Genomic DNA, 14,971 nt, shown 5'->3' on the forward strand with positions numbered 1-14,971 from the left:
CATCTGGTGGCAAAATCATATCACTCTTGCAGCACCTTGCGAGTGACAATATGAAAAAAGGTCACTAAAAACGCGAAAATGACCCAGCACTCACACTCGAGTATACTGTTGAATCAATCAATTTAAAGACGAACCATAGAGACAAACGATGATCGATACGCATGCTCATATTTACGCCAGCGAATTTGATAATGACCGCGATGAGGTGGTTACACGCGCTTTAGCTCAAGGGATTAGTAAGATACTGCTGCCAAACATCGATCTTGACTCTATCGAGCCAATGCTAAAAACCGAAGCCTTGTATCCAGAAATATGCCGCTCGATGATGGGCCTACACCCTTGCTACGTCGATGGTAATGTTGAGCAAACATTAGCAATCATTCGATCTTGGTTCGAAAAGCACAAATTTATCGCGGTCGGTGAAATTGGTATCGACTTATACTGGGATAAAACGTTCCGCGCTGAGCAAGAAATGGCATTTATCAATCAGTTGAACTGGGCGAAAGAGATGGATTTACCCGTGGTCATTCACACTCGCGATTCCATCGAAGAAACACTCACCCTACTTAGCCAAGAGCAAGATGGTCGTTTGCGCGGCGTATTTCACTGTTTTGGTGGCAGCGTAGAAGAAGCACAAGCCATCAATAAACTTGGCTTTCATTTAGGTATCGGCGGCGTCTCAACGTTTAAAAATGGTGGGATGGATAAAGTCATTCCGCATCTTGATATGAACTGGGTGATCCTAGAAACCGACTGCCCATATCTAGCGCCAGTCCCACATCGTGGAAAACGCAACGAGCCCGCATACACATCATTAGTTGCCGCTCGAGTGGCTGAGTTGACCAACTCAACGGTAGAAGATATTGATCGCATCACGACTCAAAATGCGACCGCGCTCTTTCGCTTATAACGGTATAAGAACACCAAGCGATCAAAAAAGCGGCTTATCTAAGCCGCTTTTTTACATTCTGGAATGGATTACTCTTCCACTTCTGCCTCTTCATCTTTGCGAGTGTAGAAACGTGCAAAGAACAAACCCACTTCAAACAGCAAACACATCGGAATAGCTAACAGAGTTTGAGAAATAATATCTGGTGGGGTCAGCAACATGCCAACAACAAAAGCACCAACAATAATATATGGGCGCTTTTCTCTTAGATCTTGTGGCGTCGTTGCGCCAGTCCAACATAGCAAGATAATCGCGACAGGCACTTCAAATGCAATACCAAATGCCATGAACAGCGCAAGAACAAAATCAAGATAGCTCGAGATGTCAGTTGCGAACTCTACCCCGCCTAACGAGATAGCCGTAAAGAAGCCAAACACCAGGGGGAACACCACGAAGTAAGCAAATGCCACACCACAGTAGAACAACAATGAGCTAGAAAATAACAGTGGCATGATCAAACGACGTTCATGCTTATACAAACCTGGCGCCACAAAGGCCCATACTTGGTACAAGATAAACGGCACCGCAATAAACACCGAAGCAATTAACGTCAGCTTCAATGGTGTAAAAAATGGCGAAGCCACATCTGTTGCAATCATAGTTGCACCCTCTGGCAGTCGTTCTACCAATGGGGCTGAGACAAACTCATAGATGTGGTTAGAAAAGTAAATTAGCCCGACAAACACCACCAACACTGCCAAGATGGCACGCAATAGTCGGTTACGGAGTTCTAGCAAATGGCTAATTAAAGGCTGTGTCTGCTCGACGGTAGACATGGCAAACCTCTTTTATAAAGCTGATCAAAAAGGAGCTACCATCTTGTGTAGCTCCTCCTACTGAGACTATTCGGCTTTTTTATCTGCCGCTGTAACCTTAATCTCTTCCGCTTTCTCAACGGCTTCAGTCGCACTAGCCTCGTGTTTCGTTGGCTCTGCGTCTGATTTGGTTGGCTCCGCGTAAGGGCGGTTTACAGATTGCGCCGCTTTCTTCAATTCATCAACCGAAGATTTAAGCTCCGGAGACAGATCTTCCATCCCCATTTGCTCTGCTTTGCGCAAGTTTTCTTGCAGCTCTTGGACTTTCAACTCATGTGACAATTCGTCTTTCACGCTGTTTGCCATGCTCTTTGCAGCACCGACAAAACGAGAAACACTACGAATAGCATGAGGCAAACGTTCCGGTCCAAGAACGACCAGACCAACAACAGATATTAATACCAGTTCCCAAAAACCGATATCAAACACTTATTACGCCTGCTCTTTGTCTTTTTTCGTTTCAGGAGCCGCTTCTTTTTGCTGCTGTTTTTCTAAACTTTTTGGCTCAAAGTCTGCGTCTTTTTCTTCTTTCTTCGCAGAGTCATCTTCGCTCATTGCTTTCTTGAAGCCCTTAACGGCACCACCTAGATCGCCACCGATACCACGTAGTTTCTTAGTTCCGAATAGCAATACAACAATTACAGCAATGATTAGAAGTTGCCAAACACTGATACCACCCATTCTTTTTACCTCGGGTCTTTAAACAAATTTATTTCAAGAGTTTAACGTCTAACGACGATAAGCTCGCCAACTAAGCAGCCAAAATGTGACACCAGCGATGCCGCTAGCGACCGATAACTGCTCATAAGCGTGATCCACTAATATTGCCGAGCATACGACTAAAGTGGCTCCAACACCAAATAAAAACTTTCCTGTCGCCTGCTGACGCTTACTCTGACGGTAACCTTGATAAAGCTGATCCATGCGTTGATTCATGGCTTTACCTTGTTTTAGGCTATCGTAAAGTAGCTCTGGCAGTTCCGGTAGTTTCTCTGCCCAAAATGGCGCACGATCTTTGATAGCATTCACCAAAGCCTGCGGTCCAACTTGGTTCATCATCCATTCTTCAAGGAAAGGTTTCGCCGTCTCCCACAAATCAAGTTGCGGGTACAACTGGCGACCAAGACCTTCCACGTACAACAGCGTTTTTTGTAACAATACAAGTTGCGGCTGCACTTCCATATTGAATCGACGCGCGGTATTGAATAAGTTCAACAACACGTGACCGAATGAGATTTCACACAGTGGTTTAGCGAAAATTGGCTCACACACAATGCGAATCGCAAATTCAAATTCGTCGACGTTGGTATCGGCCGGAACCCACCCCGAATCTACGTGTAATTCCGCCACGCGGCGGTAGTCACGATTGAAAAACGCGAGGAAGTTTTCTGCCAAATAGCGTTTGTCTTCACTATTAAGTGTACCAACGATACCGCAATCTAGCCCAATCCACATCGGATTCTCTGGATGCTCCGGTTTAACGAACACGTTGCCCGGATGCATGTCTGCATGGAAAAAGCTGTCTCGGAACACTTGAGTAAAGAACACACTCACACCGCGCTCCGCAAGCAACTTCATATTGGTGCCATTTGCTTCCAAGCCTTCAATATCAGAAACTTGAATGCCATATATTCGCTCAGAAACCATGACAGTTTCATTACTGAAGTCAGGAAAAACTTCAGGAACGTACAGTTCTTCACTGCCCTCAAAGTTGCGACGCAGTTGAATCGCATTGGCGGCTTCACGACGTAAATCAAGTTCATCCAAAAGTGTTTTTTCGTATTCACGAACCACTTCAACAGGCTTTAAGCGACGAGCCTCCGGCATTGCACGGGCGACTATACGCGCCATGCGGTGCATCAGTTTTAGATCTGAATCAATGACCGGACGAATATCTGGACGGATGACTTTTAATACCACTTCTTGGCCAGTGTCTTTTAGACGCGCAGTGTGTACTTGCGCAATCGACGCTGACGCGAGCGGTTTGATATCAAATTCCGTGAACCAGTTCTCTAATGGGCCGCCCAGAGCCAACTCCATCTGCTCTTTTGCCAATTGCCCATCAAATGAAGCAACTCGGTCTTGTAAAAGCGCAAGAGGGTCAGCAATGTGTGGCGGAAAGAGGTCACGGCGAGTAGACATCATCTGACCGAACTTAATCCAAACCGGACCAAGTTCTTGTAAAGCAAGACGAAGACGTTCGCCCAATGGTTTTTCTGGGTGTTGGTTCTTAATCCAGAATAAGCTTTTGCGCATTAATAGCGGTGCTTTGGTTAGCTGATGCTCTGGCAACAACTCATCCAAGCCATATTCCAGCTGAACTTTAATGATGTGGTATAAGCGCTTTATTTCTGTTGGCGTCATGGTTGCTCCAACGCCGGCTTATCCGTATCAAGTTTGTTTAGTAGAGCATTGAGTCGAGCTTCCACACGGGAGGCTTGGCTACGCACATCATCCACTTGGTCACAGAAGTAGGCGACTTCCAATGGTGCGGGTGCCAATTTCCACTCTTCCGTCACCACTTGAGCAAGATGTCGTTGGTGCTTATCTGCTTGAGAAGCAAAAAAACGCCCGACATTCTTAGTGCCTTGTACAACAGTATGTGCGACAACATCACCCGTCACGCGAGATAACCACTCTTCGATGTCCGGCTTGCAATCCACCATCAATTGCGAGAATTTTTGCGCTAATTGTATATCACCCTCAAGCTCCAACTTATCTTGTTTGATAAGACGAGTGATGTTGGCTTGATCGCGCAGTTCAGGCAGGACACTTAGATTCAATGACAGATAACAATCTGGCTGACCCTCGTAATGGCCCAATACATCAATTTGCTGGCTGAAGATGAACGTCAGCGTCTTATTGATTTCTTTCAGATGAATTTGAATCACCTGACCTTTCAGACGTGACAAACGACGACCCAATTCAGGATCGTCTTTAATCAAGGTGTTCAGCGTTGTTTCAATTGCCGCTGTGATAAGAGGTTCAAATGGCATGCCGCTTATCCTTAGAATTTGTAGCCACGGTGCAACGCCACAATACCACCAGTAAGGTTGTAGTATTTGGTGTTTTCAAAGCCAGCTTCGATCATCATGTTTTCCAGCGTATCTTGATCTGGGTGCATGCGGATCGATTCTGCTAAGTAACGGTAACTGTCAGCATCGTTCGCCACCAACTCACCCATTTTTGGTAATAAGTGGAACGAATACGCATCGTACACTTTTGACAGCGGGTCTAAGATTGGCTTCGAGAACTCAAGAACCAATAGACGCCCCCCCGGCTTTAATACTCGGAACATTGAGCGAAGAGCTTTGTCTTTGTCTGTTACGTTACGTAGACAGAAACTGATAGTGATCACATCAAAATAATCATCTGGGAATGGCAGTTCTTCCGCGTTTGCTTGTACATAGTGCACGTTGCCAACAACACCATTGTCGCGCAGTTTGTCACGACCGACGTTGAGCATAGAATTATTGATGTCCGCTAGGATCACATGGCCTTGGTCGCCAACAATGCGCGAGAATTTCGCCGTCAGGTCACCAGTACCACCACCTAGGTCAAGAACACGTTGACCCGGACGAGCGCCACTGCAATCAATAGTAAAACGCTTCCAAAGGCGGTGAATACCACCCGACATCAAATCATTCATAATGTCGTATTTTGCTGCCACTGAGTGGAAAACTTCGGCAACTTTGGTCACTTTTTCATCTTTTGCCACCGTGGTAAAACCAAAGTGGGTCGTTTCATTCTCTAACGCTGTATTTGATTGCACGCTTGTGTCCGTCATTCTGATTCCTCTTCGGCAGCACTTTTTCACGTCAGGGCGATGGCTGACAAATATGCTCGCCCACTGTACTGCGGTCGATTAGTTTACTTTATCCTCAGCCGGATGTCTTTCTACTAAAGAAGCATTTTCAGAAAATGACTCACTCTGTGCCAACTGAGAAAGTTCAGGAGAAATAGGCCGTTTTACTTCAACCCCAAGCTGCTTAAAGCCCTCTGCCTGACGGATCACATTGCCCCGGCCTGTTGCAAGCTTATTCATCGCCCCTTGATACGTTTGATTGGCCTTATCTAACGCGCTTCCTAGCCCTTCCATATCATCAATAAACAAGCGCAGCTTGTCATACAACTTTGCAGCACGCTCCGCAATTAATTGAGCATTTTCATTCTGACGTTCATTGCGCCACAGGTTGTCAATCGTGCGCAGCGCCACCAGCAAGGTGGTTGGGCTCACTAAGATAATGTTTTGTTCCATCGCGTCTTTCACCAAGCTCGGATCCGCTTGAATCGCGACTTGGAATGCAGGCTCCACCGGAATAAACATCAACACGTAGTCGAGGCTCTGAATGCCTTTCAACTGATGGTAATCCTTAAGGCTCAACCCTCTAATGTGTGCACGCAGCGCGGAAAGGTGATCGCTCAGCGCCTGATCACGCTGAGTGTCGGTTTCAGCGTTAAAGTAGCGCTCGTATGCCACCAAAGCCATCTTCGAATCGACCACCACTTGTTTGTTTTGCGGTAAGTGAACAATCACATCAGGTTGATAGCGCTTGCCCGCTTCGTTTTGCAAGCTCACCTGAGTTTGGTACTCGTGCCCTTCACGCAAGCCAGATTCTGCCAATACGCGAGCCAGAACCACTTCCCCCCAGTTACCTTGTTGTTTGTTATCGCCTTTTAGTGCCTGGGTTAGGTTGACCGCCTCCCGAGTCATGTGTTCATTAAGGCGTTGCAGGTTTTTCAACTCGTGCACCAACGTATGACGCTCTTTGGCTTCTTGGCTAAAGCTGTCGTTAACCTGCTTTTTGAACCCTTCAAGCTGCTCTTTGAGTGGAGAAAGCAAGCCCTCCAAACTCTGACGGTTTTGAATGTCGACTTTGGCGGTTTTTTCTTCGAACAACTGATTCGCTAAGTGCTCGAATTGCTGCTTTAAACGCGCTTCTGCGTGTTCGAGGATTTGCAGCTTTTCAGCATTGGCTTGATTGATCTGTTCGTGACGCGCTTGCTGCTCACCAAGCTGGGTTTCAAGGCGTGATTTGTGTTCTCGCATCTGCCCTAGCTCATCAAAATACTGCTGGCGCTCTTGTTTCACTGCTTCAAAATAGCGCAGCTTTTCCATCGCAGCCATCAGCTTACCGTGTGTTTGACGCACCTCAAATGCCGCTTTATCACGCTCGTCATCGAGCTCATCCAATTCTTGCTGCGCATCAGCAAGACTCTGCTTTGCCTGTTCAAGTTGTTGTTGATGAAGCTGTTTTTCAGAATGTAATTGTTGTTCAAGCAACTGAGTTTGCATAACAAAACGTTGCTTGACCCACCAACCTACTGCGACACCGCTCGTTGTCGCGGCAAAAAGTGAAGACAGAATGAGAGATTGATGCTCAAGAATCCATTGCATAATAGCGAGTTAGCCTGTGTTTTTTATCTTTAATAATGGTATTTACATACTGGATAAATGTCCAGTTTGTTGGATAAAAAGTCCTCGCATACACTAAGGGATGTTAACCTCAAACGGTTATATTTCGCCCGAGAGGTCATCACGCCCTCGAGTTTCCGTACAACATACTCACTCCTGTTCATATTTTCGACAACGAGCAGTGCGTCATCATTACATAGAGGCATCATGAACGAGCGTCGCGCCCTAGGATTTGGGCTTTCAGCGGTATTACTTTGGTCAACAGTGGCGACCGCATTTAAATTGACTTTGGCGGAATTCACTCCTATTCAGATGCTCACCATAGCAAGCATAGTGTCAGCGATAGCACTGACCCTGGTATGTGGCGTGCAAGGTAAGCTAAACCAACTTAGTGCGACTTTTTTGTCTAACCCTTGGTACTACTTACTACTGGGCTTAATTAACCCTCTCGCTTACTACCTGATTTTATTCAAAGCATACGATTTGTTACCCGCCTCTCAAGCACAAGCCATTAACTACAGCTGGGCCATCACTCTAACCTTAATGGCGGCCGTTTTCTTAGGTCAGAAAATTCGTGGCAAAGATTGGATCGCGTGTTGCTTTAGTTATGCCGGAGTCATTGTGATTGCCACTAAAGGTAACGTCTTGGGAATGGATTTTGAAAGCCCACTTGGCGTCTGTTTGGCGCTGCTTTCCACACTACTTTGGGCGAGTTACTGGATCCTGAATACAAAAAACAAAGCGGACCCTGTCATTGGCGTATTACTGGGTTTCTTAGTGGCGATCCCTTTTGCTGTTGGTCTGAGTCTCTATGAGGGGGCAAGCTGGGGCCAAATTTCTGCCAAAGGTTGGGCTGCGGTGACTTATGTCGGCCTATTTGAGATGGGAGTGACATTTGTACTGTGGCTTACGGCGCTCAAACTGACTGAGAATACGGCGCGTATCAGCAACCTGATTTTTGCATCGCCGTTTATCTCTCTGGCACTCCTTGCGACAATCATCGGAGAAGAGATCCATCCATCAACATTGATGGGATTAGTCATGATCATCAGCGGTTTGGTTATCCAACAAGTTCGCTTCGGAAAATCACGTCAAGTCTCGGAAACGGCCCCGTAAGTTATTTAAAAACCGACAAGATTACCTCAAAAGGAGAGGAGGTTAACAAATCAATCATTAACCACCTCTCTCCTGATATAGAAAACACCTTGCTTCAGATACGATAGCGCATTCGCTATACATACAGAATTATCATTTAAGCGCTTTGCAGACCTCCTGCAACAAACCGCTAAGGTCATCTAGTAATTATGTTTCGCTTTGCAGTATCTTCCGATCTTCTCTCTACATGGAAACATGCGCTGCACCACTTTTGTGGTCGTTTCCAAGCTCAAGGGCTACTTTTTGCCCACGACTACACGTATCAATGGCAGCTCAGTGAAATCAGCACAACGAATATCCACCAAGAAGATATTGTGGCCTTACTTCAATCGATGACCAAACAGTTCAAGGCACCAAACCTCGCGGTGGAGCGCATCAACTTTTCAGGCCAGACCTTAAGCTTTTGTCCGATATGGCAACCTAACGGTACACTTTTTGCGGCGATTGCCTTAGTCCACAACAATGAACATTCAACAGAAGTCACTATCGATTTGAGCGCTCTATGTGGACGCATTGGTTTTGACATTGGCGTTATTTTTCATCAAGAGCAATTGCGAAACCAACAGCCCGTTAATACTACATTACCGAGCTTACAAGAGTTTGTTGATGGGCTAGATGACCACACATGGATAAAAAGTATTGATGGTGAATATGTCCTAACCAGCCGAACTGTTGAAGAGGCTTGGAATATGAAAAGTACGGACATTATTGGCAAAAAAGATCGCGAATTATTTACTCCTGCACGTGCCCAACAATTTATGGATGCAGACCAAGAAGTCATCGCGACGGGTAGACAACACACTGTCGAAGAGTACTCGCTAGTTGATGGTAGCAACAAACCCATTTGGTTAGAGACCATAAAATCGCCCATTCGCAATCAAGCTGGTGAGCTCATCGGAATTTTGGGTATGACACGCAATGTGACCCGTCGTAAAACCGTTGAAAACCAGCTCTCATTGGCATCGACCATTTTTAATCATTCTCATGAGGGCATGATGATAACCGATCGTACGGCCAATATTCTTGAGATTAACAGTGCCTTTACTCGCATCACTGGCTTCACCGCAGAAGAGGCCATTGGACAAAAGCCGAACATCATCCGCTCTGGCCACCATGATCCGGACTTCTACACAGAGCTATGGCGTCAGCTTAAAACAACAGGCCAATGGAAAGGTGAGTTTGTAAATCGAAGAAAGGACGGCAGCGTTTATCCCCAACTGGCGACCATCAGCACCGTCGTGGATGAAAGCAGTCATTTGGTGAATTACATCTGTGTATTTGAAGATATCTCCGTACGTAAAGCGCACGAAGAAAAGCTGCAGAGAATGGCCTTTTATGACCCGCTTACCAGTTTGCCCAATCGCACTCAGCTTTTGTCATTGCTGGAACAACACATTGAAAGCGGCCGTAAACATCATCACTCTTTTGCGACCCTATTCCTCGACATTGATCACTTCAAACACATCAATGATAGCTTAGGGCACTTCTATGGTGATCAACTCCTCACTAAATTAGCGGAACGATTACAAGACGTCTTGCACCGACAAGCGCATGTGGCTCGGATCGGTGGGGATGAGTTTGTGATCATTTTGCCAAACATCCAATCAAAATCGCGACTTATCGATGCCGTTGAGGAAGTACTAAACCTATTCAACCGACCATTTAAAGTAGGTCAAAATGAATCGCTTCGCATCTCGACGAGTATTGGCATTGCTTGCTATCCACAAGATGGTCAAGACAGTGAAACACTATTGAAAAATGCCGATACGGCAATGTACTTAGCCAAGAAAAATGGCCGCAATGGCTATGCGTTTTATTCTCCAGATTTAACCGACAAGTCAATTTCTCACGTTCGTCTACAATCTGCGCTGCATGAAGCGATTGAAAAAAATGAGCTTTATCTGGTTTATCAGCCTCAATACCAAATCCATAACCACAAGGTCGTCGGTGTTGAAGCATTGTTGCGCTGGGATCACCCAGAACTCGGTAGCGTTTCTCCAGCAGAGTTCATTCCTATTGCAGAAAAAACCGGACTGATCCAAGTGATTGGTCCATGGGTAATGAAAGAGGCGTGCCGACAAGGAAAAGATTGGTTAGACCAAGGCATTGATTTTGGCAAAATGGCCATCAATGTTTCAGCGCTTCAACTGCAAAAGCCGGGGTTTATTCAACGCCTAAAAGACATTTTGCAGCAAACTCAATTTCCAGCAGATCGCATCGATTTAGAAATTACTGAAAGCTATCTACTGAATGACCCATTGCATGCGATTGAGTCTCTCAACCAGTTAAGGCTATTAGGAATAGAAATATCATTAGATGATTTTGGAACGGGTTATTCTTCGCTATCGTATCTAAAAGGCCTACCAATCAATAAGCTCAAAGTCGACCGCTCATTTGTCAGCGATGTCCCAAGCAACAACGACAGTAACGCGATCGTAAATGCGATCATTGCGATGGGTAAAACATTATCCTTAACCGTGATTGCAGAGGGGATAGAGACCGCGCAGCAAGCGCAGTACTTGCATGAGCGAGGCTGTCTATATGGTCAAGGTTATCGCTTTAGCGCGCCCGTCAGTCCTGAAGCGTTATTCAAATAATCAAAGCAAAAAGACCAAGCTTGCGCTTGGTCTTTTTCAATGTCATTGAGTTCGAAACTGTTTAGCTAAGGCATTACGCCCACTGTCCCGCAACAAAGCCACTCGACCAGCACCATTGGAAGTTATAACCACCCAACCAGCCCGTCACGTCCATCACTTCACCAATGAAGTACAAACCTTTGATGTTCTTACATTCCATGGTTTTTGAAGACAGGTGATCGGTATCTACTCCGCCTAAAGTAACTTCCGCTGTGCGGTAACCTTCTGTGCCATTTGGGGCTACTGTCCAGTTCTCTAAACGCTCAACGATGGTTGCCATCTCTTTCGGGTTGAGCTGCTTAAGCGGTTTGTCTGCCAGCTCTTTACGCTCAATCAGCACTTCAACTAAGCGCTTTGGTAGCACTTTTGCCAACGTGTTCTTTAGAGATTGGTTTGGGTGTTTCTCGCGACTGCACTCTAGCAATTCGGCGATATCATCATTTGGCACGAGATTAATCGTTACCTTCTGACCTGCTTTCCAGAATGACGAGATTTGCAGTACCGATGGACCAGACAAGCCGCGGTGAGTAAACAACAGCGCTTCTTTGAACATGGTGCCATCTTGCGCTGTGATTTCTGCTGGGATAGCAATACCTGAAAGCTCAGCAAAATCTTCTTTGTCTTCCTTGTGCAAAGTAAATGGCACCAGACCTGCCGTGGTGGTGATCACCGGGATCTCGAACTGCTCAGCAATCTTGTAGCCAAATGGCGTCGCACCCAGTTTTGGCATCGACAAACCACCCGTTGCAACCACCAAGGATTCACATTCAATGCTTTCCGTTCCGGCATGCAGACGAAAACCATCGTCAGTTTTTTCAATCGAATGCACATCACACTGGTAACGCTGCTGAATGTTTGGCATGTCGCATTCTGCTAACAGCATCTTAACGATGTCTTTTGAGGTAAACGCATCAACACAGAATAACTGTCCGTGATCGCGCTCTTCAAACTCGATGCCGTGCTTGCTGACCATCGAGATAAAGTCCCAGTTGGTGTACTGCGACAGCGCTGATTTCACGAAGTGTGGGTTTTGGCATAAGTAATTGTTTGAAGAGACATCGTAGTTAGTAAAGTTACAACGACCACCGCCTGAGATAAGGATTTTACGCCCTGGTTTTTTGGCATTATCTAGCACAAGCACACGGCGTCCGCGCTTACCCGCCTCTGCCGCGCACATCAAACCCGCTGCACCCGCGCCAATTACAACAACATCAAATTTCTTACTCATCGATAACGCTCAATTACTTACTCAGGTTGGTACCGTCTAAAAAATAAAAAAGGATGTGCGTAATGCACATCCTTGCTTTGTATACAGCTATTCTACCGACAAATATCGAGCAGGAAAAGCGCTTAAATTCCAAGCACCGTATCTTACTAAAGAATAAAAACCGCGACTAAAGAATAAAAGCGGCGAGCAGAGTAACACCAAGCAGTGCCGTAGAGAGAATAAATAACTCACGTACTCGTTCACACTTATCGGTAAACAGTCCATCGTGATGATGGTGATACTCTTTACTCTTAATGTAGTGAAACAGCCTCACTTGTTTGGTGACATTACCATGCGTAGTAAAAAAGCCATTGCCATCCACTTGCTGGTAAAGCAAAGGATGCGCTTCACGCATGATATATATCAGAGAACGAAGAGCGGTAAAGTACCTGACCATGTTCACGGCGGTTACTACCATTAGCGCAAATAAGATTGTGTCTCCACTGATCATCTTTCCTCCCTACATCTTCACTGATGCTCAAGAGAAAAAGGCAAACAATGCTTCGCCCTTTACCCGCTGCTATTGCGATCTAAGCGCGTTATACAGCTGGAGCACCCATAATTGAAGATGAACCTTCTTTTGCCATTTGTGCTAGATCTTTGTCGATGAAGAACAAGGCTTTACCATCTTCACCTACCAATTCGATCTTATCTAAAATCCCTTTAAACAACTTCTCTTCTTCGTGCTGTTCAGCCACGTACCACTGTAGGAAGTTAAACGTTGAGTAGTCTTGGCTTGTAAAAGCAACATGCGCCAATTTGTTGATCTTTTCCGTGATCATTTGCTCATGTTCATAAGTTTCACGGAAAACATCGCCTAGGCTCGCAAAATCATGCTTCGGTGCTTCAATTGCACCTAGAATTGGCATTGAGCCCGTTTCGCTCACATAAGTGAAAAGACGTTGCATGTGCTCCATTTCTTCTACGGCGTGAGCGCGTAAAAATTCAGCCGCACCTTCAAAACCTTTGTCTTCACACCAAGCACTCATTTGTAAGTATAGATTGGATGAGAAAAATTCTAGATTAATTTGCTCATTCAATTGTTCAACCATAGTTTGAGACAGCATGTTAACTCCTATTTATGTCCATGCAATATACCCAAGTAACCTCAATACTGGCGGATTGGCGACAATAAAGTCACTTGGGTATAACGCCACTATAACATGATTACTATGGCAAAAGTTTGTACCATTAATATTGATATGAGATCACTTCAGCAAAAATATCTGGGACTTAGTGCTAATCTGAATCTATACCCTCTTAAGGAGATAGCAATATGAGTTACAAACATATTCTTGTGGCCGTCGACCTATCAGATGACAGTAAAGTGTTGATCAAAAAAGCGGTGTCATTGGCTAAGCCTCTAGAAGCCAAAGTCTCTTTCATTCATATCGATGTGAATTATGCCGAGCTCTACACTGGTCTTATCGATATCAATATGGCTGAGGCCCAGCACCAGGCAATGGAAGCGTCACGCACCCAATTAGCAAACTTTGAAGAGTACGCTGAGTACCCAATTACCCATACACTAGTGGGTAGCGGTGATTTGAGTAACGAACTGTGCGATACCATTCAGGAATATAACTTTGATATGGTGGTCTGCGGCCACCACCAAGATTTCTGGAGCAAGATATTGTCTTCGACGCGTCAGCTTATTAACTGCTCACCCGTCGATATGCTGGTCGTACCGCTAAAAGACTGATTTGCGTTGGCGCGACCCTCAAACTTGGTTAGACTGCAGTCATCTTTGTTGTTGATATAGATTCTCATCCATGGCTTATCTATCCGCAGTCACCCTACTTTGGGCGTTCTCATTTAGCCTGATCGGCGTTTATCTTGCTGGTCAGGTTGATTCTTGGTTCTCCGTTTTCATGCGCATTGCGCTGGCGAGCGTTGTGTTCATCCCTTTCTTAAAATTCCGTGGCGTTAGCAAGTCTCTGATCGTAAAACTGATGATCGTGGGCGGTTTCCAGCTCGGCTTAATGTATTGCTTTTACTACCAGTCATTCCTGCTCCTTTCAGTACCAGAAGTATTGCTGTTCACCGTATTTACCCCGATTTACGTCACCTTGATTTATGACTTCTTGAAAGGTCGATTCTCGCCTTGGTATTTGGTCACGGCGGCTATTGCGGTACTAGGCGCGGCGTGGATTAAATTTGCTGGCATCAATGAAAACTTCTTGATGGGATTCTTAGTCGTGCAGGGTGCTAATTTGTGCTTTGCCATCGGTCAGGTCGGCTATAAGTACATTATGGAAACCGAATCGGTTGAGTTGCCGCAGCACACGGTATTTGGTTACTTCTATTTAGGCGCACTGTGTGTCGCGACCGTCGCCTTTGCTCTTATGGGGAACTTAGACAAGATGCCAACCACGGCAACACAATGGGGTATTCTGACTTACCTCGGCTTGATCGCATCGGGCTTTGGTTATTTTGCGTGGAACAAAGGTGCGACTATGGTCAATGCTGGCGCGCTCGCGGTAATGAACAACGCACTCGTGCCTGCTGGCTTGATTGTAAATATTGTAATTTGGAACCGTGACGTCGACGTAATGCGCCTGACTGTTGGCGGCGCAATCATCATGCTGTCATTGTGGATTAACGAGACTTGGGTGAAAAAACGTGTAGAGATAAGTTACGCCAACAAGTAGCCATATTCGGTACCAGACAATAAAAAACGCGTCCTCTCATATGGACGCGTTTTTTGTCTCTAATGGTATATTTGTCATAAGT

At 45.6% G+C, this 14,971-nt stretch carries 15 protein-coding genes; 5 read left to right on the top strand and 10 right to left on the bottom strand.

Features of this window, described 5'->3' with window-relative positions:
• The first annotated feature begins 148 nt into the window (after window positions 1-148).
• Complete coding sequence (locus tag KHN78_RS07205; protein WP_211915621.1) at window positions 149-910, top strand: TatD family hydrolase; 762 nt, start codon at window positions 149-151, stop codon at window positions 908-910.
• A gap of 68 nt (window positions 911-978) precedes the next feature.
• On the opposite strand, the gene tatC is transcribed toward KHN78_RS07205, so the two are convergent.
• The 7 genes from tatC to rmuC all read right to left on the bottom strand — a co-directional run bounded on the left by tatC (window position 979) and on the right by rmuC (window position 7,162).
• On the bottom strand, window positions 979-1,725 hold the full coding sequence (tatC, locus tag KHN78_RS07210; protein WP_128812075.1) for a Sec-independent protein translocase subunit TatC: 747 nt from the start codon (window positions 1,723-1,725) through the stop codon (window positions 979-981).
• A gap of 66 nt (window positions 1,726-1,791) precedes the next feature.
• Window positions 1,792-2,193, bottom strand: a complete 402-nt coding sequence (tatB, locus tag KHN78_RS07215; protein ID WP_211915622.1) for a Sec-independent protein translocase protein TatB — start codon at window positions 2,191-2,193, stop codon at window positions 1,792-1,794.
• 3 nt (window positions 2,194-2,196) lie between these two features.
• Entirely contained in the window at window positions 2,197-2,445 is a 249-nt protein-coding gene (gene tatA, locus KHN78_RS07220) for a Sec-independent protein translocase subunit TatA (protein ID WP_099079135.1), read from the bottom strand.
• Window positions 2,446-2,493: 48 nt separating this feature from the next.
• Window positions 2,494-4,128, bottom strand: a complete 1,635-nt coding sequence (gene ubiB / locus KHN78_RS07225; protein WP_211915623.1) for a ubiquinone biosynthesis regulatory protein kinase UbiB — start codon at window positions 4,126-4,128, stop codon at window positions 2,494-2,496.
• A complete protein-coding gene (locus KHN78_RS07230) occupies window positions 4,125-4,760 on the bottom strand; it encodes an SCP2 domain-containing protein (RefSeq protein WP_211915624.1) in 636 nt (211 codons plus the stop codon). Before KHN78_RS07230 ends, ubiB begins: the two co-directional genes overlap by 4 nt.
• 11 nt (window positions 4,761-4,771) lie before the next feature.
• Window positions 4,772-5,551, bottom strand: a complete 780-nt coding sequence (gene ubiE / locus KHN78_RS07235; protein ID WP_211915625.1) for a bifunctional demethylmenaquinone methyltransferase/2-methoxy-6-polyprenyl-1,4-benzoquinol methylase UbiE — start codon at window positions 5,549-5,551, stop codon at window positions 4,772-4,774.
• A gap of 78 nt (window positions 5,552-5,629) precedes the next feature.
• Window positions 5,630-7,162 (bottom strand): DNA recombination protein RmuC, encoded by a 1,533-nt coding sequence (rmuC, locus tag KHN78_RS07240; RefSeq protein ID WP_211915626.1) that lies wholly within the window; start codon window positions 7,160-7,162, stop codon window positions 5,630-5,632.
• A 225-nt stretch (window positions 7,163-7,387) separates the two neighbouring features.
• Between rmuC and KHN78_RS07245 the strand changes: the two genes are divergently transcribed.
• Both KHN78_RS07245 and KHN78_RS07250 read left to right on the top strand, forming a co-directional pair.
• Window positions 7,388-8,296 carry a DMT family transporter gene (locus KHN78_RS07245; protein WP_128812086.1) on the top strand — a complete coding sequence of 303 codons (909 nt, stop codon included), beginning with the start codon at window positions 7,388-7,390 and terminating at the stop codon, window positions 8,294-8,296.
• A gap of 188 nt (window positions 8,297-8,484) precedes the next feature.
• A complete protein-coding gene (locus tag KHN78_RS07250; RefSeq protein WP_211915627.1) occupies window positions 8,485-10,932 on the top strand; it encodes a GGDEF and EAL domain-containing protein in 2,448 nt (815 codons plus the stop codon).
• 73 nt (window positions 10,933-11,005) lie between these two features.
• On the opposite strand, the gene KHN78_RS07255 is transcribed toward KHN78_RS07250, so the two are convergent.
• From KHN78_RS07255 to ftnA, 3 genes are all read right to left on the bottom strand, one after another.
• Window positions 11,006-12,199 carry an NAD(P)/FAD-dependent oxidoreductase gene (locus KHN78_RS07255; protein WP_211915628.1) on the bottom strand — a complete coding sequence of 398 codons (1,194 nt, stop codon included), beginning with the start codon at window positions 12,197-12,199 and terminating at the stop codon, window positions 11,006-11,008.
• 166 nt (window positions 12,200-12,365) lie between these two features.
• A complete protein-coding gene (gene uspB, locus KHN78_RS07260) occupies window positions 12,366-12,689 on the bottom strand; it encodes a universal stress protein UspB (protein ID WP_128812092.1) in 324 nt (107 codons plus the stop codon).
• A gap of 88 nt (window positions 12,690-12,777) precedes the next feature.
• Window positions 12,778-13,305, bottom strand: a complete 528-nt coding sequence (gene ftnA / locus KHN78_RS07265; RefSeq protein ID WP_128812094.1) for a non-heme ferritin — start codon at window positions 13,303-13,305, stop codon at window positions 12,778-12,780.
• A 209-nt stretch (window positions 13,306-13,514) separates the two neighbouring features.
• Between ftnA and uspA the strand changes: the two genes are divergently transcribed.
• On the top strand, window positions 13,515-13,940 hold the full coding sequence (uspA, locus tag KHN78_RS07270; RefSeq protein WP_211915629.1) for a universal stress protein UspA: 426 nt from the start codon (window positions 13,515-13,517) through the stop codon (window positions 13,938-13,940).
• A gap of 70 nt (window positions 13,941-14,010) precedes the next feature.
• A complete protein-coding gene (locus tag KHN78_RS07275; protein WP_128812096.1) occupies window positions 14,011-14,889 on the top strand; it encodes a carboxylate/amino acid/amine transporter in 879 nt (292 codons plus the stop codon).
• The last annotated feature ends 82 nt before the right edge of the window (window positions 14,890-14,971 follow it).

Source organism: Vibrio sp. B1REV9 (assembly GCF_905175395.2).
Lineage (GTDB): Bacteria > Pseudomonadota > Gammaproteobacteria > Enterobacterales > Vibrionaceae > Vibrio > Vibrio alfacsensis.

Coding starts and splice junctions, on each gene's coding strand:
- KHN78_RS07275 (WP_128812096.1), top strand. CDS start 14,011: ATGGCTTATCTATCCGCAGTCACCCTACTTTGGGCGTTCTCATTTAGC.
- KHN78_RS07205 (WP_211915621.1), top strand. CDS start 149: ATGATCGATACGCATGCTCATATTTACGCCAGCGAATTTGATAATGAC.
- uspB (WP_128812092.1), bottom strand. CDS start 12,689: ATGATCAGTGGAGACACAATCTTATTTGCGCTAATGGTAGTAACCGCC.
- KHN78_RS07230 (WP_211915624.1), bottom strand. CDS start 4,760: ATGCCATTTGAACCTCTTATCACAGCGGCAATTGAAACAACGCTGAAC.
- ftnA (WP_128812094.1), bottom strand. CDS start 13,305: ATGCTGTCTCAAACTATGGTTGAACAATTGAATGAGCAAATTAATCTA.
- KHN78_RS07250 (WP_211915627.1), top strand. CDS start 8,485: ATGTTTCGCTTTGCAGTATCTTCCGATCTTCTCTCTACATGGAAACAT.
- ubiB (WP_211915623.1), bottom strand. CDS start 4,128: ATGACGCCAACAGAAATAAAGCGCTTATACCACATCATTAAAGTTCAG.
- uspA (WP_211915629.1), top strand. CDS start 13,515: ATGAGTTACAAACATATTCTTGTGGCCGTCGACCTATCAGATGACAGT.
- tatC (WP_128812075.1), bottom strand. CDS start 1,725: ATGTCTACCGTCGAGCAGACACAGCCTTTAATTAGCCATTTGCTAGAA.
- tatA (WP_099079135.1), bottom strand. CDS start 2,445: ATGGGTGGTATCAGTGTTTGGCAACTTCTAATCATTGCTGTAATTGTT.
- KHN78_RS07245 (WP_128812086.1), top strand. CDS start 7,388: ATGAACGAGCGTCGCGCCCTAGGATTTGGGCTTTCAGCGGTATTACTT.
- ubiE (WP_211915625.1), bottom strand. CDS start 5,551: ATGACGGACACAAGCGTGCAATCAAATACAGCGTTAGAGAATGAAACG.
- KHN78_RS07255 (WP_211915628.1), bottom strand. CDS start 12,199: ATGAGTAAGAAATTTGATGTTGTTGTAATTGGCGCGGGTGCAGCGGGT.
- rmuC (WP_211915626.1), bottom strand. CDS start 7,162: ATGCAATGGATTCTTGAGCATCAATCTCTCATTCTGTCTTCACTTTTT.